We start from the raw sequence: 23,201 nt of genomic DNA on the forward strand, positions 1-23,201 counted from the left end.
CAACGGCGCGACCCGCCCGCTGGTGCCGGTCAGAACAGGGTCAGCTCGTCACGTTCGATGCCCCGCAGCTTGTCGTAGTCGACGACCACGCAGCGGATGCCCCGGTCCTCGGCGAGGACCCGGGCCTGGGGCTTGATCTCCTGAGCGGCGAAGATGCCGGCCACCGGGGCGAGCAACGGATCCCGGTTGAGCAGCTCCAGGTAGCGGGTGAGCTGCTCGACCCCGTCGATCTCGCCCCGCCGCTTGACCTCGATCGCGACGGTGGCGGCACCGTCGCGGCAGAGCAGGTCGACCGGGCCGATCGCGGTCATGTACTCCCGTCGGACCAGGGTGAACCCGTCCCCGAAGGTGGTCGGGTTGGCCGCCAGCAGCTCCTGCAGGTGGGCCTCCACACCGTCCTTGCGCAACCCCGGGTCGACACCGAGATCGTACGAGGTGTCGTGAATGATCTCCTCGATGGTGATCCGCAGCTCCTCGCCGGCCTTGTTCACCACCCGCCAGACCCCGGGCGACTCGGTCAGCCGGCACGGCGGGCTCATCCAGTTCAACGGCTTGTAGGCCCGGTCGTCGGCGTGGATCGACACGGACCCGTCCGCCTTGACCATCAGCAGTCGGGTCGCCGGCGGCAGATGCGCCGAGAGTCGACCGACGTAGTCCACCGCACACCGCGCAATCACCAGCCGCACCCGACGAGGGTAGCGGCAGCGGCGGCTGCTCGCCGCGCAGGGCTGGCGCGGCGGTGCGATCCTGGATCATGTGTTCGAACTGCTGACCGGGACCGGGCTGGCGGCGTCCGCCGGGCTCAACGCGTACATCCCGCTGCTGACCGTGGGGCTGCTGGCCCGCTACACCAGCCTGATCACGCCGCCCGACGGGTGGCAGTGGATCAGCAACGGCTGGGTGCTGGCCATCCTCGCCGGGCTGCTCGCCGTCGAACTGGTCGCCGACAAGGTGCCGGTGGTCGACCACGTCAACGACGTGGTGCAGACAGTGGTGCGGCCGACCGCGGGCGGACTGGCGTTCGGCGCGGGCTCGTCGTCGGAGACCGTGACGGTCAGCGATCCCGGCGAGTTCTTCACCTCGAACCAGTGGATTCCGGTGGTGGTCGGGGTGCTGATCGCGCTCGGCGTGCACACCCTCAAGGCCACCGCCCGCCCGGTGATCAACACAGCGACCGCCGGGGTCGGCGCTCCGGTGGCGAGCACCGCCGAGGACGTCACCAGCGTGGTGATGTCGGTGGTGGCCATCCTGTTGCCGGTGCTGGTCCTGGTATTCCTGGTCGTGCTGGTGATCGGTGGGCCGCTGCTGATCCGTCGGGCCGTACACCGCCGCCGGGAACGCAGGGCCGCCCGCGCCGCCGGGTACCGGGTCTGACCGGGCACCCCACCCTGAACTGACCGCGCCCCACCCTGAACTGACCGCGCCGGGCCATGACCCGACCGCGCCGATCCTGCGCGCCGAACGGTCGAAAACGCGAGGACCCGTTCATCATCGCCCGACCCGGCCTGCGACGATCTCCGCCGTGGGTTCACGTTCGGCGGCACTGGCGGCGGCGACGGCGGTCGCCGTCGTCGGCCTCGGCGCGATCGCCGTCGGCCTGGTCACCACCGGAGACGGCGCGGCCGCCGAGGACCCGGCGGTCGCCGGCACCGTCGGCCCGGCACCGTCGACGGGTGGTCCGGGCGACGACACCGGTACGCCGGTCCCGCCGACAGCCGCACCGTCCGCCCCGCCCGGCCCGGCCGAGCAGCCCGGTGCGACCCGGCCCGGGACCCGCCCACCCGTGGTCGATCACGGACCGCGCACCGGCAACCTGGTCGCGTTGACCTTCGACGCGGACATGACCGAGGGAATGCGATACAGCCTGCGCAGCGGCGAGGTCCGCTCGTACGCGAACCTGGCCATCGTCGAGCTGCTGGAACGCGAGCAGGTGCCGGCGACCTTCTTCCTCACCGGCATGTGGGTCGAGGAGTACCCGGATCTGACCCGCCGGCTGGCCGCCAACCCCCGGTTCGAGCTGGCCAACCACACGTACGACCACGCGGCGTTCACCGCCGACTGTTACGGCCTGCCGCAGGTGCCGGCGAACGCGATGACCGCCGACGTGGCGAAGACCTTCGACGTGATCGCACCGTACGGCGGCCGGCAGACCCGCTACTTCCGGTTCCCCGGGCTGTGCCACGACGGGGCGGCGCTGGCCGCGCTCGCCCCGCTCGGGCTGACCGTGGTCGACGGCGACGTGATCAGTGGCGACCCGTTCGCCACCGCCTGGCAACCGATCGTCGACGCGGTGCTGTCCGGCGTACGGCCAGGCTCGGTGGTGGTGCTGCATGTCACCGAGGCCAACGCCGCGATGACCGACGAGGCGTTGCCGCACATCCTGGCCGGGTTGCGGGACCGGGGGCTGACCCCGGCCACCCTGTCGGAGGTGCTGGCCGGATAGTGCCGGCTCACCTCCACCGGAACAAGCGGGCGGCCAGCACTCCCGCGCCGACCAGGTAGCCGACCAGCACCAGCAGGTGCAGTGGCCGCACCGGGCCGCCCGTCCAGGTGGCCTGCATGCTCTGGCTGAGCGCGCCGAGCGGCGTGACGTCGGCGATCCGGCGGATCGTCTCGGGCATCAGCGGCCCCGGCGTCCACACCCCGGCGAAGAACAGCATCGGGAAGTACAGCAGCATGCTGACCGCGTTCGCCGATCTGCTCGTCGGCACCAGGGCGGCGACCAGCAGGCCGATGGCGAAGGTGGCCGCCGCACCGAGCAGGAAGACCACTGCGAAGCTGGCCGGCCGGGCCGGCAGCGGCACCCGGAACCCGACCGCGGCCGCCGCGACCGCCAGGCCGATCGCGACCGTGGTGGCGGCCACCGCGACGATCAACTGCGCGCCGAGCAGCTTCCCCGGACGCACCGGGGTGGTCGCCATCCGGCGCAGCACTCCGCGCTCCCGGTAGGCGGCCACCGTGGTGGGCAGCGAGTTGAGCGCGACGGTGGCCACCGACAGGGCGACGACCACCGGCAGGTAGAGGTCGATCGGGCGCAGCCCGTCGAGCTCCGGGACCGGGGTACGGAAGCCCGGCATCACCGCGCCCAGCACGATGATCAGCAGCATCGGGAAGACCAGCGCCATCACCACCGCCGCCGGATCCCGCAGCAGCAGCTTGGCCTCCATCACGGTGAGTCGCCGCAGCGCGGTCATCGGTGGCCTCCGGTGAGTACCAGGAACGCGTCGTCCAGGGTGGCCTGCTGCATCCGCAGTTCGCGTGGGGTCACGTCGTGGCGCGACAACGCCGCCACCACCGCGAGCAGCAGGTCCGCCGTACCGTCGACGACGACCTCGCGCCCGTCGACGGTGACCGCCGTGACCTGCGGCAGCCCGGCCAGCAGCGCCGGGTCGATCGGTCGGTCCACGACGAACCGGATCCGCTGCCCGGCTTCGACGCTGGCGGCCAGCCCGGCCGGGGTGTCGACGGCGACCACCCGGCCGGCGTCGATCACCGCGACCCGGTCACAGAGCCGCTCCGCCTCCTCCATCAGGTGGGTGACCAGCACGAGGGTGACGCCCTGGTTGCGGACCGACTCGATCAGCGACCAGGTGTCCCGGCGGGCCGCCGGGTCCAGCCCGGTGGTCAACTCGTCGAGGAACGCCACCTGAGGGTTGCCGACCAGGGCCAGCGCGACCGACAGCCGCTGCTTCTGCCCGCCGGAGAGTTGGCCGAACCGGGTGTCGTGTCGCGACGACAGGCCGAGCAGGTCGAGCAGCTCGCGCCAGTCGGCCGGCGAGCGGTAGAAGGAGCTGTAGAGCTCCAACGCCTCCCATACCTTCAACCGCTCCGGCAGCTGGCTCTCCTGCAACTGGGCGCCGAGGCGGTGGCGCAGTGCCGCGCCGTCGCGCTGCGGGTCCATCCCGAGCACCCGTACGGTGCCCCGGTCCGGCCGGCGCAGCCCGAGCGCGCACTCCACGGTGGTGGTCTTGCCGGCACCGTTGCGGCCCAGGATGCCGAAGATCTCCCCTTCGTCGACGGTGAACGACACGTCGTCCACCGCGACCAGGTCGCCGTACCGTTTGTGCAGGTGTTCGACCTCGATGACGGGCATCACGGCCTCCTCAGCCGGTGATCTTCTTGAGCGGCAGCCGGCGGATCAGCACCCAGGTGACCGCGCAGGCGACCAGCAACGTCGCCACGGCGACGACCGAGCCGGTGCCGAGGTGTCCCTCGTCGCCGAGGCCGAGCAGCCGGCCGAGCACGACACCGGCCCACTCGGTGCGGAAGCCGATCTCGACCACGAACGCCGGCAGCAGCACGACCGGCAGCAGCAACGTCGCCCACCAGGGGCTGAGCACGTGGTAGGCGATCGCGCAGAGCACGCCGGCCGCCGTGTATGCAAGGTTGATCAGTCCGAACTCCAGCCAGATCGCGGCGGCCCCGCCCGCCGAGTCGACCGGGTACGGCTCGGTCAGCCCGCCGAGCAGCCCGAGCGCGTCGAACGTCAGGTACTCGACGCCGAATCCGATCGTCGTCACGGCGGCGAAGCCGACGGCGTACGGCAGCAGGAAACCCCAGGCCCCGACGAGCGCGTCCCGCCGGGTGACGCCGTGGGCGACGAACACCGGCAGGTACGCGCCGACGGCGGTGATGCCGAAGACGAAGGTGAACCAGCGTGGTGCCTGCAGTCCGATGTTCTCCCACATGCTGACCTCGATGGTCCCGAGCCGTGACGTCAGGCCGATCACCACGGCCCAGGCCAGGTAGAGAATCACCCAGTACCACCCGGCCAGCGGCAGCGACCGGCGCAGCAGCGTCCGGCTGACGGTCCATGCGGTGGCGCTCATCGCCGCGCCTCCTTCTTGGTGTCTGTGGCGCCGGCGGCCGTGCGGTCGGTGGTGCCGGCGGTATCGGCCGTGAGGTGTACGAACAGGTCCTGCAGCCCGATCGGGCCGAGCTCAAGGCCGGCGGCGCGGGCGGCCGTCCGGTCGGTGTCGTCGAGGGTGCCGAAGACGGTGGTGGAGCGGGTGCCGCCGAGCTGCTGGCTGCCGAGCACGGTGCGCCCGGCGACGAACGTGTCGACGGCGGCGGCCGGGCCGGTCACCGTGGTCCCCCGGGCCCGCAGCGTCTCGGTCTCCTCGTGGGCGACCAGCCGGCCCCGGTGCAGGATCACCACCTCCTCGAACAGCGCGCCGACCTCCTCGATGAGGTGGGTGGAGAGCACGATGGTGCGCGGGTGGGCGACGTAGTCGGCCAGTACCTCGTCGTAGAAGGCGTACCGGCTGGGGGCGTCGAGGCCGAGGTAGGCCTCGTCGAAAATGGTCAGTGGTGCCCGCGCGGCCAGCCCGAGGGTGACGCTGAGCGCGGACTTCATGCCCCGGCTCAGTCCGTTGAGCCGCTTGCGCAGCGGCAGGTCGAAGCGCTCGATCAGGCGTTCGGCGTAGGCGGCGTCCCAGTTGGGGCGCAACGTCGCGGCGAGGTCCAGGATGCAGCCAACGCGGTCGGTGTCCTGGGCGTCGACCCGGTCCCGGACGAACGCGATCTGCGACATGATCGCCGCGTTCTCGTACGGGTCGGCGTCGCCGACCTGCACGATGCCGCTGGTCGCCTGCCGGAAGGCGGCCAGTACGGCGAGCAGGCTGGTCTTTCCGGAGCCGTTGCGCCCGAGCAGTCCGTAGATCTTGTCGGGGGCGAGGGTGAGGTCGAGCGAGTCGACGGCGACGGTATCGCCGTAGCGGATGGTGAGCCCGCTGGTGGAGATACCGAGGCCGGTCACTGCTGCTCTCCTTCTGCTGCTTGCTGGATACGGGCGACGACGTCGGCGAGCGGGATGCCGATGATCCGGGCCTCGGCGAGCATCGGGTCGACGACCTCGGCGAAGAACCGGTCGCGGCGCTGGCCGCGCAGGGTCTCGCGGGCGTTGGGGCTGACGAACATGCCGATGCCGCGCTTCTTGAACAGCACACCTTCGTCGATGAGCTGGTGGAAGCCCTTGGCGGCGGTGGCGGGGTTGATCCGGTAGTAGCTGGCGTACTGGTTGGTGGACATGACCTGCTCGCCCTCCTGCAGCGCCCCGCTCAGGATGTCGTTTTTGATCTTGTCGGCTATCTGCTGATAGATCGGACTTCGATCATCGAACACGGGAGCACCTCTGGTTCACTGGTTCATTACTCGTGTAATGAACCGTAGCACCGATGAACCAGTGCGGTCCAGCTCCCGGCGGCCTCCGTCACCTCCCCGACACCCGGCCGCCCCCGCCTACCCGACAGGGGCGATAGTTGACGCCATGAGCGACAAGGCAGCGGACCTGCCGGCCATCGAGGTGCGCGGACTACGCAAGACGTACGGTGGATCGGCGGCGGTGGACGGAGTCGACCTCAGCGTCCAGCGCGGCGAGGTCTTCGCCCTGCTCGGCCCGAACGGCGCCGGCAAGACCACCACCGTGGAGATCCTGGAGGGCTACCGCCGCCGCGACGCCGGCGAGGTCCGGGTGCTCGGCGTCGACCCCGACCCCGGTACGCCGCAGTGGCGCTCCCGCATCGGCATCGTGCTGCAGGGCACCGGCGAGTTCGACGAACTGACCGTCGGCGAGGTCGTCGAACACTTCGCCGCCTTCTATCCGGCGCCGGACGACCCGGCGACGGTGATCGACCGGGTCGGCCTGTCCGCCAAGGCGAAGGCCCGCACCCACACCCTCTCCGGCGGGCAGAAGCGCCGCCTCGACGTGGCACTCGGCATCGTCGGTCGCCCCGAGCTGCTCTTCCTCGACGAGCCGACCACCGGCTTCGACCCGGAGGCGCGACGCGAATTCTGGGAGCTGATCCGGGCACTCGCCGCCGGCGGCACCACGATCCTGCTGACCACCCACTACCTCGACGAGGCGGAAGCCCTCGCCGACCGGGTCGGGGTGATCGCCGCCGGCCGGCTCGTCGAGGTGGCACCGCCGGCCGAGCTGGGCGGCCGGCGCGATGCCCTGGCCACCGTCTCCTGGCGTACCGCCGACGGGACCACGCGGCACGAGGAGAGCGCGACGCCGACGGCGCTGATCGCCGACCTGGCCGCGCGCTTCGACGGCGAGGTCCCCGGCCTGACCGTCACCCGCCCCACCCTGGAAGACGTGTACCTGCGGATGATTGGACACAAGTGAACGCGACCACTGGCGGCACCGCCAGCGCCGTCACCCCGCCGGCCGTCGTCCGGGTCGGCCCGACCCGGCTGGGGCTGCGCCAGGGCAAGCTGGAGATCCGGCAGTTCATGCGCAGCCGCGAGTCGGTCGTCTTCACGATGGCCTTCCCGGTCATCATGATCCTGATCTTCGCGTCGATCTTCACCGGCGAGATCACCGACGGCGTACGGTTCACCCAGTACTTCATCACCGGCATGATCGCCACCGGGCTGATGACCGTCGGCTTCCAGAGCCTGGCCATCCAGATCCCCATCGAGCGCGACCGGGGCGTGCTCAAGCGGCTGCGCGGCACCCCGATGCCGAAATGGGTCTACTTCGCCGGCAAGGTCATCATGGTGGCGGTGATCGGATTCGCTGAAACGGTGCTCCTACTGGCCGTCGCGACGCTGCTGTTCGACCTGCAGCTACCGGACACGGCGACGAAGTGGTTCACCCTGGGCTGGGTGTCGGTGCTCGGCATCACCGCCTGCACGCTCTGCGGCATCGCCTTCTCGTCGCTGGCCCGCAGCGGGCGCAGCGCGTCGGCGGTGGCCACCCCGGTCTCGCTGATCCTGCAGTTCACCTCCGGCGTCTTCTTCGTCTTCACCGCCCTGCCCGGCTGGATGCAGCAGATCGCCGCGCTGTTCCCGCTCAAGTGGATGTGCCAGGGGCTGCGCTCGGTCTTCCTGCCGGAGGCGTTCGGCACCCAGGAGCCGGGCGGCTCGTTCGAGCTCGGCAGGGTCGCGCTGGTGCTCGGCATCTGGTGCGTCATCGGCCTGGTGCTCTGCCTGACCACGTTCCGCTGGACCACCAAACGCGACGGCTGACCCTGCCCGCTCATCGTCCGGCGTTCACGAAAGCGCCGATCTCGTCGAGCCCAGGACGATAGCCGTCGCTGGCGTCCACCTCGATCTCGGGTACGCCGAGTCGGACCGGCTGGAAGCCGTGGTGGCCGACGGCATGGGTCTGATGGTCACCGAGGTACGCATCGGCGTGGGCACGCCGGGTTGCGTTCTCGTTCTGCCGTCGCTGGACGCGGTCGAAGGCCGTCTGCGCGGCGACCCGACAGTGCACCACCCGAATGTCGGCGATCCCGATCAATGGCTGCAGGCCCGGGCGCCACAGGCGGTCCTGGAAAGCTGCCTCGGCGACCGTGGTGACCCCTGCGGTCAGCAGCAGTCGCAGCACGTTGAAGAAAGTGGGCAGGGTCCGAAGGGTCAGCTCGTCGCTCGGTGCGGCGACGAAGTCGCCGGCCGCATGGACCATGCCCTCCTTGATCTCGTCCCGGCAGATCGCCGGGCAGCCGATCCGCCGGGCGAGCAGGTGGGCAAGCGTCGTCTTGCCAGCCCCCGGTGGTCCGCTGATGACGACAAGGGTCGGCTTTGTTTCCACCACGTCGTTATAGCTCGACCGGTGCACGGCAGGGAGCGACCCCGAGTAGTAGCCGATGCCGAACGGTATCGAGGTGACGCCTACGCACGCTAAAACGCGAAAATAACGTGCGTAGGCGTCACCTGATCATGAACTACGGCCGCCCGAGCCACCCCGCACCGCCCAACGGCGACACGCAGTCACTTTGGTTCGGCCACGAACACTCCGACTCCTTCGAGGGTCTCGGTCAGCCCGGTGGCGCGGAGGATCATCATCGCCTTGCCGACGACGGTGTCCGAGACGTCGTACTCGCGGCAGAGCTGTGAGCGGCTGGGCAGCTTTGTGCCCGGTGGCCACTCGCCAGACTCGATCTTCGCTCGTAGCTCGTCGGCAAGAACTTGGTACTGCTGCTTGGGCATACACACTCCCCGGATGGCATGCCCATTTGATCACGCTTCCACCTCCGACCTCAACCAGTTGCACGTTGCTCGTTGACCTACAACCGGTGGCGATTGTAGGTTGATGGCGAACGCCCCCGGATGGCTCTTGGGGCGGTCACCTCCGGTCGGGGCGTGTAGCGAGTCACGCCGCTGGGCGTCCCGGCCCCAAAGGTTTGCCCTGGTCGCCGTACCGCCAAGGAGGGCTGCGGCGATTGGGGTGGGGGTGGCCATGCCGGCATCGGCAAGCGGCAGGGCCACCCCGTCCACCCGTCGACGACACGACACCGACACCTCGACGGCAGCACCAGCGGCAGTAGCGAGCAATGGGGAGGAAGACGAGATGCGTGAACTGTGGCGCCGGTGGCAGGTCCGCCGGCAACGACGCACCATGGCGACCACACCACCGGCCAGCTGGCCCGCTGGCAGCGCCACCGGCGTCTACCGGGCACCCGGCAACCCCGCCGGCCACAATCAGCGCGGGTCGGCGTACCGGCCGATCCGGCCCTGGCAGGTCCGCAGCCACCGCTTCCCGACGGTCCCCCGGCGCGGCGGCGGCCGGGGCCTCGACCCCGGCGAGGTCGCCGCGTTCCTCGACCGCGTCGCCCACGACCTTGGCATCGTGTACGCCGAGCTCGAACGCACCTGGGAGCAGAACGACCGGATCAAGGATGCGTTGCGCCGCTGGCAGTCCGCCCAGGCAACGCCCACGCGGCACGGCGTCTACCAGGCCGGCGTGCGCCGGTGACCAGGCCGACGCCAGCGGCCGACAGCAGTGGCGGTCCGGCGCTGACCGTACGGACCGCCACCGCTGCCGACGTCGGGCCGTTGGCGGAGTTGCTGGCGCAGTCGAGTGTGGTGGATCCGGTGGTGGCATGGCTGATCAATGATCACGCGCTGCGGTATCTGACGATGCATCAGTTCTTCACCGCCGAGCTGGAGTTCGCCGTGCGGCACGGAATCGTCGATGTGGTCGGGCACTGCGACGGGGTCGCTATCTGGTATCCGCACCCGGCGGACCGGCTCCTCGGAGCGGAGCATCAGCGGCGCAGGTTGCGGTCCTGCGGTGACCGGCACGGACCGTACGCGCACTACACCTTTGCTGCCGGCCGCCTGGAGCCGACCGGCCGACACCACCACCTGGCGTTCCTGGCGGCAGCGCCCTGGCTACGTCGCCAGGGTATCGGGTCGACGCTGCTCGCCGCGCATCATGCCCGGCTGGACCGGATCGGGATGCCGGCCGTGGTCGAGGCCAGCAGCCAACGGCAGCGGGCGTTCTACGAACGCCACGGCTACCGCGTCGTCCGGGCTGCACACCTCCCGGCGGGCGGGCCACCGCTGTGGGCGATGCGCCGCTCCGGCAACCCGGTCGACCAGCCACCCCTGGCCGCGGCACTGCGCGTCGGCTGAACCGGTGCGACCGCTACGAGCGGTAGACATCCGCTCGGTGGTCGATGCGGGTGACATGCACTGTTCGCTTGCCCTCGTCGATCCGATAGACCACCCGATAGGCGCCGCGTCGTGCCGAGTGATAGCCGGTCAGCTCGCGGGTCAACGGCTTGCCGACCACGTACGGCCTTTCCAGGAGCAGGCCGGTGAGGAACTGACCGACGGCTGCCGCGACGGCCAGTGGCAGGCCGGCAGGTGGCCCCTCGGTCAGGGCCCGCCGGGCAGCGGGTGCCACGGAAAGTCGGTACGCGTCGTCGCTCACTGCTGCTCGCGCTCCGCGCGGGCAGCAAGCTGGCGTAGCAGTTCGTCGGCGTCGACACCGTGGCCGGCGGCGATGTCAGCCTCAGCCTGCCGGATCTCCTCCAACGCGCCGGGCGTGGACAGCAGGTCGAGGGTCTCTTCGAGGGCCTCCAGGTCGGATACCGACATGATGACTGCCTCAGGTCGTCCGTTCCGGGTGATCACCACCCGCCCGTGGGTATCACGGACCTCATCGAGAACGGCAGACAGCCTTGCCTTGGCGTCCGCGAGCGGAATAGTAGTCATGACTACTATTCTAGTCACGAACCTCGGTCAGGTGGCCATGTCAGTAGCTGTCGGCGAGGTCAGTAGCTGTAGAACCCCTGGCCGGTCTTGCGACCCAGGTCGCCGGCGGTGACCATGCGCTGCAGCAGCTCCGGCGGGAAGAACTTCTCGTCGGCGGTGTCCGCGTAGATGTTCTTCGACGCGTTCAGCAGCACGTCCGCGCCGGTCAGGTCGACGGTGGCCAGCGGGCCCATCGCATGCCCGAAGCCGAGCTTGCAGGCGGTGTCCAGATCCTCGGCGGAGACCACACCGGACTCGACCAGCTGCACCGCCTCGACGACCAGCGCGGCGATCAGCCGGGTGGTGACGAACCCGGCAATGTCCCGGTTGACCACCACACAGGTCTTGCCGATCTCCTCGGCGAACGCCCGCGCGGTGGCGAGCGTGGCGTCCGAGGTCTTGTAGCCGCGCACCAGCTCGCACAGCTTCATCATCGGCACCGGGGAGAAGAAGTGCGTACCGACCACCGACTCGGGCCGGTCGGTGACCGCGGCGATCTGGGTCACCGGGATCGCCGACGTGTTGGTGGCCAGGACGGCGTCCGCCTTGCAGATCTTGTCCAGTACGCGGAAGACCTCGTGCTTGATTTCGATGCGCTCGAAGACGGCCTCGACGACGATGTCCGCGTCGGCCGCCGCTTCCAGGTCGGTGGTCGTGGTGATCCGGCCGATCGCCGCTTCGACGTCGTCGGCGCTGATCGTGCCCTTGCTGGCGAACTTCTCCAGGGACCGTCGGATGCCGTCGACGCCCCGGGCGGTGGCGGCGTCGTCGAGGTCGCGCATCGTGACCTGCCAGCCTGCCTGGGCGGCGACCTGGGCGATGCCCGATCCCATCAACCCGGCACCGATCACTGCCAGTCGACCCGCCATCTGCATCTCCTCGTCCGTGCCTACCCGATCGGAGTCCACGCCGACCCGACGGGATGTGCCCGCCAGCCCCGACGGATGTGCCCGCCAGCTTAACCGGCAGACCTGAACGATCGGTAACCCGGCCGGGGCGTCAGTCGCCGTACCGCTGCACCTGCACCCCGAGGGCGCGCAGGTCGGCAACGTAGTTCGGGTAGCCACGGTCGATGTGGTGCACCTCGGCGATCTCGGTCACCCCGTCGGCGCAGAGTCCGGCGATCACCAGCCCGGCACCGGCCCGGATGTCGGTCGCGGTGACCCGCGCCCCGACCAGTCGCTCGCGGCCCCGGACCACCGCATGATGGCCGTCGGTCTTGATGTCCGCGCCGAGCCGCAGCAGCTCGTCGACGAAGCCGAACCGGCCGTCGAAGATGTTCTCGGTCACCAGGGAGGCGCCTTCACTGACCGCCGCCAATCCGATCGCCATCGGCAGCAGGTCGGTCGCGAAGCCCGGGAACGGCAGGGTGACGACGTCCACGGCGCGCGGCCGGCGGTCCATCCGTACCCGGAAGCCGTCGCCGGTCGCCTCGACGCTGGCGCCGGCGGTCGCCACTTTGTCGAGGGCGACCTCCAGAAACGCCGGATCCACCCCGTGTACGGTGACGTCGCCCCGGGTCATCGCGGCGGCGAAGGCCCACGTCCCGCCGACGATCCGATCCCCGATCGTGGCGTGACGCACCGGCTGCAGCTCCGCGACGCCCTCGATGCGCAGGGTCGCCGTACCGGCACCGTCGATCTGCGCCCCCATGGCGGTCAGCATCGCGCAGATGTCCACGATCTCCGGCTCCCGCGCCGCGTTGTCGATCTCGGTGATCCCGTCGGCGAGCACCGCCGCCATCACCAGGTTCTCGGTCGCACCGACGCTGGGAAAGTCCAGGCAGATCGTCGCGCCGTGCAGCCCGCGCGGTGCCGAGGCCACGACCAGGCCGTTCTCCCCGGTGATGTCGGCGCCCATCCGGGCCAGGCCGGCCACGTGCATGTCGAGCCCACGCGAGCCGATCGCGTCGCCGCCGGGATGCGCGACCCGGACCTGCCCGCACCGGGCCAACAACGGTCCGAGTACGCAGATCGACGCCCGCAGCCGCCGCACCAGGTCCACGTCGGGCCGGCAGCCGGGGGCCGCCGGTACGTCGATGGTCACCGTGCTGGCCCGGGGCGATCCGGTGGCCCGCACACCGGTGAGTTCCGCACCGGCGGCGGTCACCGTGACCTCGCAGCCGAGTCCGCGCAGCACGTCGGCCATGATGGCGATGTCGGTGATCCGGGGCACGTTGTCGATCACCGTCCGGCCCGGTGCCAGCAGCGCCGCGGCCATCAGCTTCAGGGCCGAGTTCTTCGCCCCCTCCACCGGCACCGCGCCGACCAGCCGGCTCCCGCCGGTGACCGAGATGAGGTCGCCCTCGACCGCCGGGACACCGCCGCCGTCGATGGGCGGGGATGACGCTGTCTCGACACCGACTCTGCCGGTGCGGTGGAGAATCCGTACCCTGTCGCTCATGGCCGTCCACCTCACCCGCATCTACACCAAGGCCGGGGACACCGGCACGACCAGGTTGAGCAACAACGAGCAGGTCGCCAAGACCGACCCACGGATCTGCGCGTACGCCGACGTCGACGAGTGCAACGCCGCCATCGGGGTGGCGCTCGCCCTCGGCGGGCTCGACGAGCCGCTGCGTACGGTGCTCGGGCAGATCCAGAACGACCTGTTCGACGTCGGTGCCGATCTGGCGAACCCGATCGAGCCGGAGCCGGCGTACCCGCCGCTGCGGGTGACCGAGGCGTACGTGACCCGGCTGGAAGGCTGGTGCGACGAGTACAACTCGCGGCTGGCCAAGCTCGACTCCTTCGTCCTGCCTGGCGGCACCCCTGGCGCCGCGCTGTTGCACGTGGCACGGACCGTCGCTCGACGGGCCGAGCGCTCCGCGTGGGCACTGATCACTGATGAACCGGAACGAACCGGCCCCCTTCCGGCAAAGTATCTCAACCGTCTCTCGGATTTGTTGTTCATCCTGGCGAGAACCGCCAACCCGGGCGGCGACGTGCTCTGGGTGCCCGGCGGCGGCCGCTGACCCGGCGAGAAGCGCATGCCGGGACTGCACCACGTCGAGCTGTGGGTACCCGATCTACCCGCAGCTGAACCCGGCTGGGCCTGGCTGCTGGGTGAACTCGGCTGGCAGCCGTACCAGCGGTGGCCCGCCGGCCGGTCCTGGCGCTACGACGGCACCTACCTGGTGCTGGAGCAGTCTCCGGCGCTGACGGCCGACATCCACGACCGGTGCGCGCCGGGGCTCAACCATCTGGCGTTCCACGCCGGGACCCGGCAGCGGGTGGATCAGCTGGTCGCGGCCGCGCCGGCACACGGGTGGTCACTGTTGTTCGCCGACCGGCATCCGTACGCCGGCGGGCCCGACACCTACGCCGGCTACCTGACCGACCGGTACGGCTACGAGGTGGAGCTGGTGGCCGACCGGTGAGCGCCGCTCAGGCCGCCAGCCGGCGCGAATCCTCCCCCGGCAGGCTCGCCTCCAGCCAGGAGCTGAACCCGGTCACCGTGGACTCGGCCATGGCGATCTCGACCGGGGCGTGATGGCTGGTGCAGCGCAGGATCACCCAGTCGTGCGGCAGGGCCAGCCGCTCCTGGCCACGTGGGCTGCGGCGGCTCTCCACGGCCAGCCCGCGGCGGGACAGCACCCGCTTGGGGCGCAGCGCGAAACTGAACAGCCGGTACCAGCGCAGCTCGTCGCCGACGAAGCGGCCGAAGCCAGGTGACCAGCCCCGGCCGTCGACGATCGTGTTGACCCGGAAACTGAGCTTGATGGTGCCGCGTACCCGAGCCATCAGGGCACGGCGGACGATCAGCGTCAGGATCGCGACGAGCAGGACGACAACGCCGATCCCGAACCATTCGATGGTCGACATCGACGCCGCCCGCTCAGTGGCCGGACGCGGTGGCGGGGGCGGCCGGGGTGGCTTCCTCGGCGAGAATCGTCACGCCGTCGGTCGTTACCGAGAGAAACCCGCCGGCGACGTCGTAGGCGACCTGTTCGCGGCCCGGCAGCGTGATCCGCACCTGGCCGGGCTCGGCGAGCTGGCCGAGCATCGGCGCGTGACCGGGCAGTACGCCGAGCTCGCCTTCGGTGGTCCGGGCGATCACCATCTCGGCCTCGCCGGACCAGACCATCTGCTCGACGGCGACAAGTTCGACGTGCAGTTGCTTAGCCAACGCGGTCTCCTTTGGTGGCGAGGTCGTCTGCGAGTCTAGTCGGGGCGGTCTCCCGTACCCGCGCCGGGTGGCCGGCCGACGACCGTCACTTTTCGCGATTGACCAGTTCAGGACGGGTTGCCACGAACTGGTCGAGAGTTCCGGCGCGCAGCGCCGCGAGGCAGCCGTCGGCATCGGCGGTGAACCGCTCGCCGAGATACTCGCCGTCGCCGCCGGTGACCGCGACACCCGGCAGGTCCAGCAGGACGATCCGGTCGCCCCGGATCTGCCGCAGCCCCATCGCGAAGTCGACAAGCGACCGGCCCCGGGTGTCCACCACCACCGCCGTGCCGGCGGCGTCCAGGACCGAGGTCAACCGGCCCGGATCGGTGACCAGGTCCCGGGTGACCACCTGCTCGGCGAGTGCCCGGACCAGTTGCCGCTGGTGCCGCTGGCGGCCGTAGTCACCGTCCGGCAGGCTCTCCCGCTGCCGCACGTAGTCCAACGCCTGCCAACCGGAGAGCAACCGCTCCCCCTGCTTGTACTCGGCCTGGGGACCGACGTAGCCCGAACCGTCCGGGTTCGCCGGGCGCGGCCGGCCGTCGGGTTGCCGGTGTGCCGACCGCACGTCGGCGTCGATGCGCATCCGTACCCCGCCGATCGCGTCGACCAGCCGCTCCAGCCCGGCGAAGTTGACGATGACCCCGGCATCGAAACGGTCGATACCAGTACGGGCGGCGACAGTCGCGGCGAGCAGCTGGAAACCGGACACCGGGTCCGGCTCCGCGCGACCCGGCACCCTGCTGCCGTACGCCATCGCCGCGTTGATCCGGTCGACGCCGCCGGGATAGTCGCTCACCCCGAACGCCGGGATGTCCACCAGCAGGTCGCGGGGCAGCGAGATCAGGTAGGCCCGGTCCAGCCCCGCCGGCACGTGCACCAGCAGTACGGTGTCCGCCCGGGGCACCCGCTGCGGCTGGTCGGTCGGCCGGTCCACGCCGACCAGCAGCAGGTTCACCGGCCCGGTCAGCGGACCGTCCAGCGCGGCCGTTTCGCCGCCGTCGCCGAACAGGTCCGCCGTGGGCACCGACGTCACGGCCCGGTCGACGACGGTCCGGCTGAGTACCACCACCGAGCCCGCCACCATGACCAACCCGATGAGTACGGCGAGCAGCGCGAGCCGTTCCGGCCGGCTCAGCCGCGATGGGCGTGTCCGTGTCCGATCCCCCTGCGCCATCGCCCCGACCCCCGTCCGCCGCAGAGCCGGTCGGGTACCCCTGGCCGCCAGGCGCAAACAGCGGGCTGGCAACGCGACGAGCGCCGCACCGGATACCGGTGCGGCGCTCGTCGGGGTACCGCCGTGTCAGCCCTTCACTCCAGGCCGACGGCTGACGCCGTGGTCAGCCCTTCCTACAGGCCGACGGCTGACGCCGTCGTCAGCCCTTCATCAGCTCGCGGGCGTTGCGCTCCAGGTCGTCGAGCCCACCGCACATGAAGAAGGCCTGCTCGGGGAAGTGGTCGTACTCCCCTTCGCTGATCTTGCGGAAGGCCTCGATGGTGTCCTTGACCGGCACGTACGAGCCCTTGATGCCGGTGAAGACCTCGGCCGCGAAGGTGTTCTGCGACAGGAACCGCTCGATCCGCCGCGCCCGGGAGACGGTGATCTTGTCTTCCTCGGAGAGCTCCTCCATACCGAGGATGGCGATGATGTCCTGCAGGTCCTTGTACTTCTGCAGGATCCGCTTCACCTCGGAGGCCACCGCGTAGTGCTCCTGGCCGACGAACTCCGGGGCGAGGATCCGCGACGAGGACGCCAGCGGGTCCACCGCCGGGTAGATGCCCTTGTCGGAGATGGACCGCTCCAGGTTGGTGGTGGCGTCCAGGTGGGCGAAGGTGGTGGCCGGTGCCGGGTCGGTGTAGTCGTCGGCGGGCACGTAGATCGCCTGCATCGAGGTGATCGCCTGGCCGCGGACCGAGGTGATCCGCTCCTGCAGCTCACCCATCTCGTCGGCCAGGGTGGGCTGGTAACCCACTGCGGACGGCATCCGGCCCAGCAGGGTGGAGACCTCGGAGCCGGCCTGGGTGAACCGGAAGATGTTGTCGATGAACAGCAGCACTTCCTGCTTCTGCACGTCGCGGAAGTACTCCGCCATGGTCAGCGCGGCGAGCGCGACCCGCAACCGGGTGCCCGGCGGCTCGTCCATCTGGCCGTAGACCAGGGCGGTCTTGTCGATGACGCCGGACTCGGTCATCTCGTGGATCAGGTCGTTGCCCTCACGGGTCCGCTCACCGACGCCGGCGAAGACCGACGTACCGCCGAAGTTGTTCGCGACCCGGATGATCATCTCCTGGATGAGCACCGTCTTGCCGACGCCGGCACCGCCGAACAGGCCGATCTTGCCGCCCTTGACGTACGGGGCGAGCAGGTCGAGCACCTTGATGCCGGTCTCCAGCATCTCGGTCTTCGGCTCCAGGTCGGCGAAGGCCGGTGCCTTCTGGTGGATCGAGCGGCGCTCGGTCACCTGCAGCGTCTCGCCCTCGGCGAGGTTGAGGCACTCACCGATGGTGTTGAACACCCGGCCCTTGATGCCGTCACCGACCGGCACCGTGATCGGTGATCCGGTGTCGCGGACCTCCGCGCCCCGGACCATGCCGTCGGTCGGCTGCATCGAGATGGCCCGGATCACGTTGTCGCCCAGGTGCTGGGCGACCTCCAGGGTCAGGGTCCGCTCGCCACCGGCGAGCGAGACGTCCACGTGCAGGGCGTTGAAGATCGCGGGCATCGCCTCGCGCGGGAACTCGGCGTCGACGACCGGGCCGATGACCCGGACCACGCGGCCGGTAGCCGTACTGGTCGCTCCGGTTGCCTGGGTTTCTACAGAGGCAGTCATCACACTTCACTTCCCGCCGCCGCGAGCGCGTTGGCGCCGCCGACGATCTCGCTGATCTCCTGGGTGATCCCGGCCTGACGCGCCGAGTTCATTAGCCGCGTGTACTTCTCGATCATTTCCTCGGCGTTGTCGGTGGCGCTCTTCATCGCCCGCCGCCGCGCCGCCGACTCGCTCGCCGCCGATTCGACCAGCGCCGCGTAGATCCGGGTGTTGATGTACTTCGGCAGCAACGCGTCGAGCAACGCCTCGGCGTTCGGCTCGAACTCGTACGCCGGCAGCACTCCCGCCGCGGCCTCCATCGGCCGGTCCTTGACCTCCATCGGGCCGAGGATGCGGGGCACCGGAGTCTGCGTCATCAGCGACTTGAACTCGGTGGAGACGATGTGCAACTCGTCCACCCCGAGCACCTGGTCGGCCCCGGCACCGTCGGTGTCGTCGGCACCGCGTTGGAACGCCGCGATCAGCGTCTGGCCGACCTCACGGGCGTCGGCGAAGCTGGGCTGCTCGGAGAAGCCGGTCCAGCTCGCCTCGATCGGCCGGTTGCGGAACCGGTAGTACGACACGCCCTTGCGGCCGATGACGTACAGCACCGGTTCCTTGCCGTCGGCCTTGAGCCGCGCGATCAGCGACTCGGCGGTCTTGATCGCGTTGGTGCTGTACCCGCCGGCCAGCCCGCGGTCGCTGGTGATCACCAGCACGCCGGCCCGCCGCACCCGCGCACGCGCGGTCAGCAGCGGGTGGTCGACCGAGGCGTTCGAGGCCAGCGCGGTGAGCACACCGGTGATCGCGTTGGCGTACGGCAGCGAGGCCGCCACCCGCGCCTGGGCCTTGGCGACCCGGCTCGTCGCGACGAGCTCCATCGCCTTGGTGATCTTCTTCATCGACTTCGCCGAGCGGATCCGCTGGCGGAGTACCCGAACCTGCGCTGGCATCCGGAACCGCCTTACTCTTTCTCGGCGTCAGCGTCGGCCACGTACCGGGTGACGCTCTCGCGCTCCTGCTCGCCCTCCAGGGCCTCGGCCGGCGCCTCGTTGATCACCCGCGCCGGGTCCTTGGACAGGAACATCTGCTTGAACTTCTCGATCGCGTCGCTGAGCGTGGCGATGATCTCGTCGTCCCAGTTGTGCGCGGCGATCGAGTCCAAGGTGCCCTTGTGCGAGTGCCGCAGGTACTCCAGGAACTCCGCCTCGAAGCGCCGGATGTCACCGACCGGGATGTCGTCGAGCTTGCCCTCGGTGCCGGCCCAGACCGAGACGACCTGCTCCTGCACCGGGAACGGCGAGTAGTTCGCCTGCTTGAGCAGCTCGACCAGGCGGGCACCACGGTCCAGCTGGTTACGCGACGCCTTGTCCAGGTCGGACGCGAGCGCGGAGAACGCCTCCAGCTCCCGGTACTGGGCCAGGTCCAGCCGCAGCCGGCCGGCGACCTTCTTCATCGGCTTGACCTGCGCGGCGCCACCGACCCGGGAGACCGACGTACCGACGTTGATCGCCGGCCGCTGACCCTGGTTGAACAGGTCGGTCTCCAGGAAGATCTGACCGTCGGTGATCGAGATGACGTTGGTCGGGATGAAGGCCGAGATGTCGTTGGCCTTGGTCTCGATGATCGGCAGGCCGGTCATCGAGCCGGCACCCAGCTCGTCGGAGAGCTTCGCGCACCGCTCCAGCAGCCGGGAGTGCAGGTAGAAGACGTCACCGGGGTACGCCTCACGGCCCGGCGGACGGCGCAGCAGCAGCGACACGGCCCGGTACGCCTCGGCCTGCTTGCTCAGGTCGTCGAAGACGATCAGCACGTGCTTGCCGGCGTACATCCAGTGCTGGCCGATCGACGAACCGGTGTACGGCGCGATGTACTTGAAGCCGGCCGGGTCGGAGGCGGGCGAGGCGACGATGGTGGTGTACTCCATCGCGCCGTGCTCCTCCAGCACGCCCTTGATCGAGGCGATGGTGGAGGCCTTCTGCCCGATCGCCACGTAGATGCAGCGCACCTGCTTGGTCGGGTCGCCGGATTCCCAGTTGGCCCGCTGGTTGAGGATCGTGTCCAGCGCCACGGTGGTCTTGCCGGTCTTGCGGTCGCCGATGATCAGCTGCCGCTGGCCGCGACCGATCGGGGTCATCGCGTCGATCGCCTTGATGCCGGTCTGCAGCGGCTCGTGCACCGACTGCCGGGCCATCACGTTCGGCGCCTGCAGCTCCAGCTCGCGGAAGCCGTCGTTGGCGATGTCGCCGAGGCCGTCGATCGGCTCGCCGAGCGCGCTGACCACCCGGCCGAGGAAGGCGTCGCCGACCGGTACGGAGAGCACCCGGCCGGTGCGCTTGACGCGCTGACCCTCCTCGATGCCGGTGTAGTCGCCCAGGACGACCACACCGATGTCGCGTACGTCGAGGTTCAGCGCCACGCCCAGCGTGCCGTCCTCGAACTCCAGCAGTTCGTTCGCCATCGCCGAGGGCAGGCCCTCGACGTGGGCGATGCCGTCCCCGGCGTCCGCCACGGTGCCGACCTCTTCGCGAGACAGCTCCGGCGTGTAGGAAGAGACGTAGCGTTCTAGGGCACCACGGATCTCGTCCGACGAGATGGTCAGCTCGGCCATCCTCTGCTTCCTCTATGTCTAGTGGCCCGGATGAACCCGGAACGGCATGGACTGATTCAGCGCCCGGCGAGCGCCTTACGGGTGTCGATGAGGCGGCGCCGCACGGTGCCGTCGTACAGGTCGGAGCCGATCCGTACGCTCATCCCGCCGAGTACGGCAGGGTCGACCGTCAACTTGACGGAGACCTCCCGACCGTACATTCCGGCCAGCGTGGCGCCCAACCGCTGCTCCTCGGCATCGGTCAGCGCAGCAGCGACCGTGACGTGCGCGACCTGGCGGTCGCGTCGGGCGGCGGCCATCTCGACCAGGCGGTTCAGCCCGGCCCCGACGGAGCGGCCACCGAAGCCGCGGACGGCCTGCTCGGCCAGGCGCACCGTGGCCGGCAGCGCCTTGCCGGTGAGCAGCGTGCGGATCAGCTCGACCCGCCGGTCGGCCGGTACGGTGACGTCACCCACCACGGCACCCAGTTGCGGGTCACCGTCGATGATCTTGCCGAGGCGGAACAGCTCGTCCTCCACCTCGGCCAGCTCGCCAGCGGACTCGGCACCGGACAGCGCCGCGTCGACGCCGAGCCGTTCGGTGGCGTCGAGCAGCTCCGACGGTGCCGACCAGCGGACCGCCACGACGGCGCTGAGCAGTTCGACACTGTCCGCGCCGGCCTTGCCGTCGAGCAGGCCGCGCAGCAGCCCGATCCGGTCGTCGGCGGGGCGGGCCGGGTCGGCCAGTGCCCGCCGCAGCCGGGGCTGACGGCGCAGCAGGTCTGCCACGGAGAGGATCTCGTCGGCCGTGCTGGCGACCGCCGCCGGCGTGGCACCGGTGACGTAGCCGACGAGTCGGCCGGTCACCGCCGCGTAGGACTCCCGGCTGGTGGCGGACTGCATCAGCGGGCTCCCGTGCTTTCCAGGTCGGCCAGGAACCGCTCGACGGTGCCCTTGCGGCGGGCTTCGTCGGCGAGCGCGTCGCCGACGATCCGACCGGCCAGGTCGACCGCGAGCGTGCCGACCTCGGCACGCAGCTCCCGGACGATGGTCTGCCGCTCGGCGGCGAGCTGCTCCTTGCCGGCCGCGATGATCCGGTCGGACTCCTCCCGCGCCTTGGCGAGGATGTCCTGTCGGATGCCCTCGGCGTCGGCCCGGGCGTCGTCGCGGATGCGGGCCGCGTCGGTGCGCGCCTCGGCCAACTGGGCCTTGTACTGCTCCAGCAGCTGGTTCGCCTCGGCCTGGGCGGCCTCGGCCCGCTTGATCCCGCCCTCGATCGCCTCGACCCGCGCCTGGTACATGGCTTCCATCCGCGGGAACACGAACTTCAGCAGGACGGCGACGAGCAGACCGAAGGCGATCAGACCGACGATGATCTCGGACAGCGGTGGGAGCAGGATGTTCCCGCCCTCTTCCGCGGCTATGTACGTGACTTCTTCGTACATGGACACTTCCCTTCGCCCGGACCGGCGCTCATGCTGCCGGTCACCGAGTCAGACCGCGCCGGTCGTCTTAGAGTGCGAACGCGAGCACCAGACCGAGCAGGGCGAGCGCCTCGATCACGGCGAAGCCCATGAACATGTAGACCCGGGTCAGGCCGGCGCTCTCCGGCTGGCGGGCGGTCGCCTGGATGTAGGCGGCGAACACCAGACCGACGCCGATGCCGGGGCCCAGGGCGGCGATGCCGTAGCCGATGGCGTTCAGGTTGCCGGTGATCTCCATGGTTGTTTTCCTCCTGCGTTGAACGCGTGTCCATCACGCGCACGTTTAGGTGAATGTTCAGTTGTCGCCCGCGTGACGCACTGCGGACGTGTGCCGATCAGGGGGCCGGGATCAGTGCGACTCGGCCAGGGAGTGCTGCAGGTAGGTCGCGCTGAGCAGGGTGAACACGTACGCCTGGAGGATCATGATGCCGAACTCGAAGAAGGTCATCACGATCGCCATGCCCCAGCTCAGAACGGCGATGGGCTTGATGAACAGACTGTCGGCCTGGAACAGCGCCACACCACCGAGGACGAAGACCAGCAGGATCATGTGGCCCGCGAACATGTTCGCGAAGAGCCGGACTGCCAGCGTGACGGGCCGCAGGATCAGGTTCGAGACGAACTCGATCGGCACCAGGATCGGCTGCACCCACAGCGGCGCGCCGGAGACCCAGCAGGAGTGCTTGATGTAGCCGACGAAGCCCCACTTGGCGATGCCGTGCCCGATGTACATCAGCCAGCTGATCACCGCGAGCACCATCGGGAAGGCGATGTGCGACATCGGCGAGATCTGGGCGAAGGGCACGATGCCCCAGAGGTTGTTGATCAGGATGAAGCAGAACAGCACCGTGAGGTACGGCGCGAACCGCACGCCGTCCTTGCCGATCACGTCCCGGGCGATGTTGTCGCGCACCATGCCGTACACCGACTCGGCCAGCCACTGGCCCTTGGTCGGCACCAGCTTCGGGCTGCGGTAGGTCACCAGGAAGAAGATCATCACCAGCGCGGCGGCGATCCAGAGCAGCAGCGTGATCTTGGTGAAGGCGGCCGCCCAGGCGGTGCCGTCCAGCCCCGGGATCAGGCTGCGAAAGTCGAAGGCATCCACGCCGGGAGGGAACTCCGCGGCGAGAACGGTCGGCTGCTCAATCAACGCGCATCCTCC

Annotated in this window: 30 protein-coding genes; 8 read left to right on the forward strand and 22 right to left on the reverse strand. The window is 70.0% G+C overall.

What is annotated here, in order from left to right:
* Nucleotides 1–29 precede the first annotated feature (29 nt).
* The gene (gene nucS, locus O7623_RS13915) at nucleotides 30–686 is read right to left on the reverse strand and encodes an endonuclease NucS (protein ID WP_282229044.1); all 657 of its coding nucleotides are present in this window, start codon (nucleotides 684–686) and stop codon (nucleotides 30–32) included.
* Nucleotides 687–756: 70 nt separating this feature from the next.
* On the opposite strand from nucS, the gene O7623_RS13920 reads away from it, so the two are divergent.
* Nucleotides 757–1,374: a DUF4126 domain-containing protein gene (locus tag O7623_RS13920; protein ID WP_282229045.1), complete on the forward strand. Its 618-nt coding sequence runs from the start codon at nucleotides 757–759 to the stop codon at nucleotides 1,372–1,374.
* 148 nt (nucleotides 1,375–1,522) lie between these two features.
* On the forward strand, nucleotides 1,523–2,443 hold the full coding sequence (locus O7623_RS13925) for a polysaccharide deacetylase family protein (protein WP_282229046.1): 921 nt from the start codon (nucleotides 1,523–1,525) through the stop codon (nucleotides 2,441–2,443).
* A gap of 7 nt (nucleotides 2,444–2,450) precedes the next feature.
* Here the strand turns inward: O7623_RS13925 and O7623_RS13930 are convergent, their stop codons facing one another.
* Genes O7623_RS13930 through O7623_RS13950 form a run of 5 tightly spaced genes read right to left on the reverse strand, consistent with a single transcriptional unit; the run spans nucleotide 2,451 to nucleotide 6,123 of the window.
* Nucleotides 2,451–3,194: an ABC transporter permease gene (locus O7623_RS13930; protein ID WP_282229047.1), complete on the reverse strand. Its 744-nt coding sequence runs from the start codon at nucleotides 3,192–3,194 to the stop codon at nucleotides 2,451–2,453.
* A complete protein-coding gene (locus O7623_RS13935; protein ID WP_282229048.1) occupies nucleotides 3,191–4,093 on the reverse strand; it encodes an ABC transporter ATP-binding protein in 903 nt (300 codons plus the stop codon). Before O7623_RS13935 ends, O7623_RS13930 begins: the two co-directional genes overlap by 4 nt.
* Before the next feature lie 10 nt (nucleotides 4,094–4,103).
* The gene (locus O7623_RS13940) at nucleotides 4,104–4,829 is read right to left on the reverse strand and encodes a hypothetical protein (protein WP_282229049.1); all 726 of its coding nucleotides are present in this window, start codon (nucleotides 4,827–4,829) and stop codon (nucleotides 4,104–4,106) included.
* Nucleotides 4,826–5,758 (reverse strand): ABC transporter ATP-binding protein, encoded by a 933-nt coding sequence (locus O7623_RS13945; RefSeq protein ID WP_282229050.1) that lies wholly within the window; start codon nucleotides 5,756–5,758, stop codon nucleotides 4,826–4,828. Before O7623_RS13945 ends, O7623_RS13940 begins: the two co-directional genes overlap by 4 nt.
* Nucleotides 5,755–6,123: a GntR family transcriptional regulator gene (locus O7623_RS13950; RefSeq protein ID WP_282229051.1), complete on the reverse strand. Its 369-nt coding sequence runs from the start codon at nucleotides 6,121–6,123 to the stop codon at nucleotides 5,755–5,757. The genes O7623_RS13945 and O7623_RS13950 overlap by 4 nt, the downstream gene beginning before the upstream one ends.
* A gap of 145 nt (nucleotides 6,124–6,268) precedes the next feature.
* Here O7623_RS13950 and O7623_RS13955 point away from each other — a divergent pair, with 145 nt between their 5' ends.
* Together O7623_RS13955 and O7623_RS13960 are read left to right on the forward strand one after the other, a co-directional pair.
* Nucleotides 6,269–7,129: an ABC transporter ATP-binding protein gene (locus O7623_RS13955; RefSeq protein WP_282229052.1), complete on the forward strand. Its 861-nt coding sequence runs from the start codon at nucleotides 6,269–6,271 to the stop codon at nucleotides 7,127–7,129.
* A gap of 68 nt (nucleotides 7,130–7,197) precedes the next feature.
* Nucleotides 7,198–7,974 carry an ABC transporter permease gene (locus O7623_RS13960; RefSeq protein WP_348775162.1) on the forward strand — a complete coding sequence of 259 codons (777 nt, stop codon included), beginning with the start codon at nucleotides 7,198–7,200 and terminating at the stop codon, nucleotides 7,972–7,974.
* A gap of 10 nt (nucleotides 7,975–7,984) precedes the next feature.
* Here O7623_RS13960 and O7623_RS13965 read toward each other — a convergent pair whose 3' ends face one another.
* A complete protein-coding gene (locus O7623_RS13965; RefSeq protein ID WP_282229054.1) occupies nucleotides 7,985–8,539 on the reverse strand; it encodes an AAA family ATPase in 555 nt (184 codons plus the stop codon).
* 179 nt (nucleotides 8,540–8,718) lie between these two features.
* Entirely contained in the window at nucleotides 8,719–8,937 is a 219-nt protein-coding gene (locus O7623_RS13970; RefSeq protein ID WP_281551357.1) for a winged helix-turn-helix domain-containing protein, read from the reverse strand.
* Nucleotides 8,938–9,298: 361 nt separating this feature from the next.
* Between O7623_RS13970 and O7623_RS13975 the strand changes: the two genes are divergently transcribed.
* Both O7623_RS13975 and O7623_RS13980 read left to right on the forward strand, forming a co-directional pair.
* Nucleotides 9,299–9,703, forward strand: a complete 405-nt coding sequence (locus tag O7623_RS13975; RefSeq protein ID WP_282229055.1) for a DivIVA domain-containing protein — start codon at nucleotides 9,299–9,301, stop codon at nucleotides 9,701–9,703.
* Nucleotides 9,700–10,365 (forward strand): GNAT family N-acetyltransferase, encoded by a 666-nt coding sequence (locus O7623_RS13980; RefSeq protein WP_282229056.1) that lies wholly within the window; start codon nucleotides 9,700–9,702, stop codon nucleotides 10,363–10,365. The genes O7623_RS13975 and O7623_RS13980 overlap by 4 nt, the downstream gene beginning before the upstream one ends.
* A 13-nt stretch (nucleotides 10,366–10,378) precedes the next feature.
* Here O7623_RS13980 and O7623_RS13985 read toward each other — a convergent pair whose 3' ends face one another.
* The 4 genes from O7623_RS13985 to murA form a co-directional block, all read right to left on the reverse strand.
* Nucleotides 10,379–10,666: a type II toxin-antitoxin system RelE/ParE family toxin gene (locus O7623_RS13985; protein WP_282229057.1), complete on the reverse strand. Its 288-nt coding sequence runs from the start codon at nucleotides 10,664–10,666 to the stop codon at nucleotides 10,379–10,381.
* Complete coding sequence (locus O7623_RS13990; protein ID WP_282229058.1) at nucleotides 10,663–10,950, reverse strand: type II toxin-antitoxin system Phd/YefM family antitoxin; 288 nt, start codon at nucleotides 10,948–10,950, stop codon at nucleotides 10,663–10,665. The genes O7623_RS13985 and O7623_RS13990 overlap by 4 nt, the downstream gene beginning before the upstream one ends.
* Nucleotides 10,951–11,009: 59 nt before the next feature.
* The gene (locus O7623_RS13995) at nucleotides 11,010–11,858 is read right to left on the reverse strand and encodes a 3-hydroxyacyl-CoA dehydrogenase family protein (protein ID WP_282229059.1); all 849 of its coding nucleotides are present in this window, start codon (nucleotides 11,856–11,858) and stop codon (nucleotides 11,010–11,012) included.
* A 130-nt stretch (nucleotides 11,859–11,988) separates the two neighbouring features.
* Entirely contained in the window at nucleotides 11,989–13,392 is a 1,404-nt protein-coding gene (gene murA, locus O7623_RS14000; RefSeq protein WP_282229060.1) for a UDP-N-acetylglucosamine 1-carboxyvinyltransferase, read from the reverse strand.
* On the opposite strand from murA, the gene O7623_RS14005 reads away from it, so the two are divergent.
* Together O7623_RS14005 and O7623_RS14010 are read left to right on the forward strand one after the other, a co-directional pair.
* On the forward strand, nucleotides 13,391–13,963 hold the full coding sequence (locus O7623_RS14005; protein ID WP_282229061.1) for a cob(I)yrinic acid a,c-diamide adenosyltransferase: 573 nt from the start codon (nucleotides 13,391–13,393) through the stop codon (nucleotides 13,961–13,963). The genes murA and O7623_RS14005 overlap by 2 nt on opposite strands.
* A 15-nt stretch (nucleotides 13,964–13,978) precedes the next feature.
* Entirely contained in the window at nucleotides 13,979–14,368 is a 390-nt protein-coding gene (locus O7623_RS14010) for a VOC family protein (RefSeq protein WP_282229062.1), read from the forward strand.
* A 7-nt stretch (nucleotides 14,369–14,375) separates the two neighbouring features.
* Here O7623_RS14010 and O7623_RS14015 read toward each other — a convergent pair whose 3' ends face one another.
* The 10 genes from O7623_RS14015 to atpB all read right to left on the reverse strand — a co-directional run bounded on the left by O7623_RS14015 (nucleotide 14,376) and on the right by atpB (nucleotide 23,189).
* A complete protein-coding gene (locus O7623_RS14015) occupies nucleotides 14,376–14,813 on the reverse strand; it encodes a DUF2550 domain-containing protein (RefSeq protein WP_282229063.1) in 438 nt (145 codons plus the stop codon).
* Between the two features lie 13 nt (nucleotides 14,814–14,826).
* On the reverse strand, nucleotides 14,827–15,117 hold the full coding sequence (locus tag O7623_RS14020) for a F0F1 ATP synthase subunit epsilon (RefSeq protein WP_282229064.1): 291 nt from the start codon (nucleotides 15,115–15,117) through the stop codon (nucleotides 14,827–14,829).
* An 85-nt stretch (nucleotides 15,118–15,202) separates the two neighbouring features.
* The gene (locus O7623_RS14025; RefSeq protein ID WP_282229065.1) at nucleotides 15,203–16,333 is read right to left on the reverse strand and encodes an LCP family protein; all 1,131 of its coding nucleotides are present in this window, start codon (nucleotides 16,331–16,333) and stop codon (nucleotides 15,203–15,205) included.
* A 199-nt stretch (nucleotides 16,334–16,532) separates the two neighbouring features.
* On the reverse strand, nucleotides 16,533–17,987 hold the full coding sequence (atpD, locus tag O7623_RS14030; protein ID WP_282229066.1) for a F0F1 ATP synthase subunit beta: 1,455 nt from the start codon (nucleotides 17,985–17,987) through the stop codon (nucleotides 16,533–16,535).
* Nucleotides 17,987–18,919, reverse strand: a complete 933-nt coding sequence (locus O7623_RS14035; RefSeq protein WP_282229067.1) for a F0F1 ATP synthase subunit gamma — start codon at nucleotides 18,917–18,919, stop codon at nucleotides 17,987–17,989. Before O7623_RS14035 ends, atpD begins: the two co-directional genes overlap by 1 nt.
* 11 nt (nucleotides 18,920–18,930) lie before the next feature.
* Nucleotides 18,931–20,577, reverse strand: a complete 1,647-nt coding sequence (atpA, locus tag O7623_RS14040; protein WP_282229068.1) for a F0F1 ATP synthase subunit alpha — start codon at nucleotides 20,575–20,577, stop codon at nucleotides 18,931–18,933.
* A gap of 56 nt (nucleotides 20,578–20,633) precedes the next feature.
* On the reverse strand, nucleotides 20,634–21,458 hold the full coding sequence (locus O7623_RS14045) for a F0F1 ATP synthase subunit delta (RefSeq protein WP_282229069.1): 825 nt from the start codon (nucleotides 21,456–21,458) through the stop codon (nucleotides 20,634–20,636).
* Nucleotides 21,458–22,000, reverse strand: a complete 543-nt coding sequence (locus O7623_RS14050; protein WP_282229070.1) for a F0F1 ATP synthase subunit B — start codon at nucleotides 21,998–22,000, stop codon at nucleotides 21,458–21,460. The genes O7623_RS14045 and O7623_RS14050 overlap by 1 nt, the downstream gene beginning before the upstream one ends.
* A gap of 67 nt (nucleotides 22,001–22,067) precedes the next feature.
* Complete coding sequence (atpE, locus tag O7623_RS14055; protein ID WP_278171189.1) at nucleotides 22,068–22,277, reverse strand: ATP synthase F0 subunit C; 210 nt, start codon at nucleotides 22,275–22,277, stop codon at nucleotides 22,068–22,070.
* A gap of 111 nt (nucleotides 22,278–22,388) precedes the next feature.
* The gene (gene atpB / locus O7623_RS14060) at nucleotides 22,389–23,189 is read right to left on the reverse strand and encodes a F0F1 ATP synthase subunit A (RefSeq protein WP_282229071.1); all 801 of its coding nucleotides are present in this window, start codon (nucleotides 23,187–23,189) and stop codon (nucleotides 22,389–22,391) included.
* Between the last annotated feature and the right edge of the window lie 12 nt (nucleotides 23,190–23,201).

The organism is Solwaraspora sp. WMMD791, from assembly GCF_029581195.1.
GTDB lineage: Bacteria > Actinomycetota > Actinomycetes > Mycobacteriales > Micromonosporaceae > Micromonospora_E.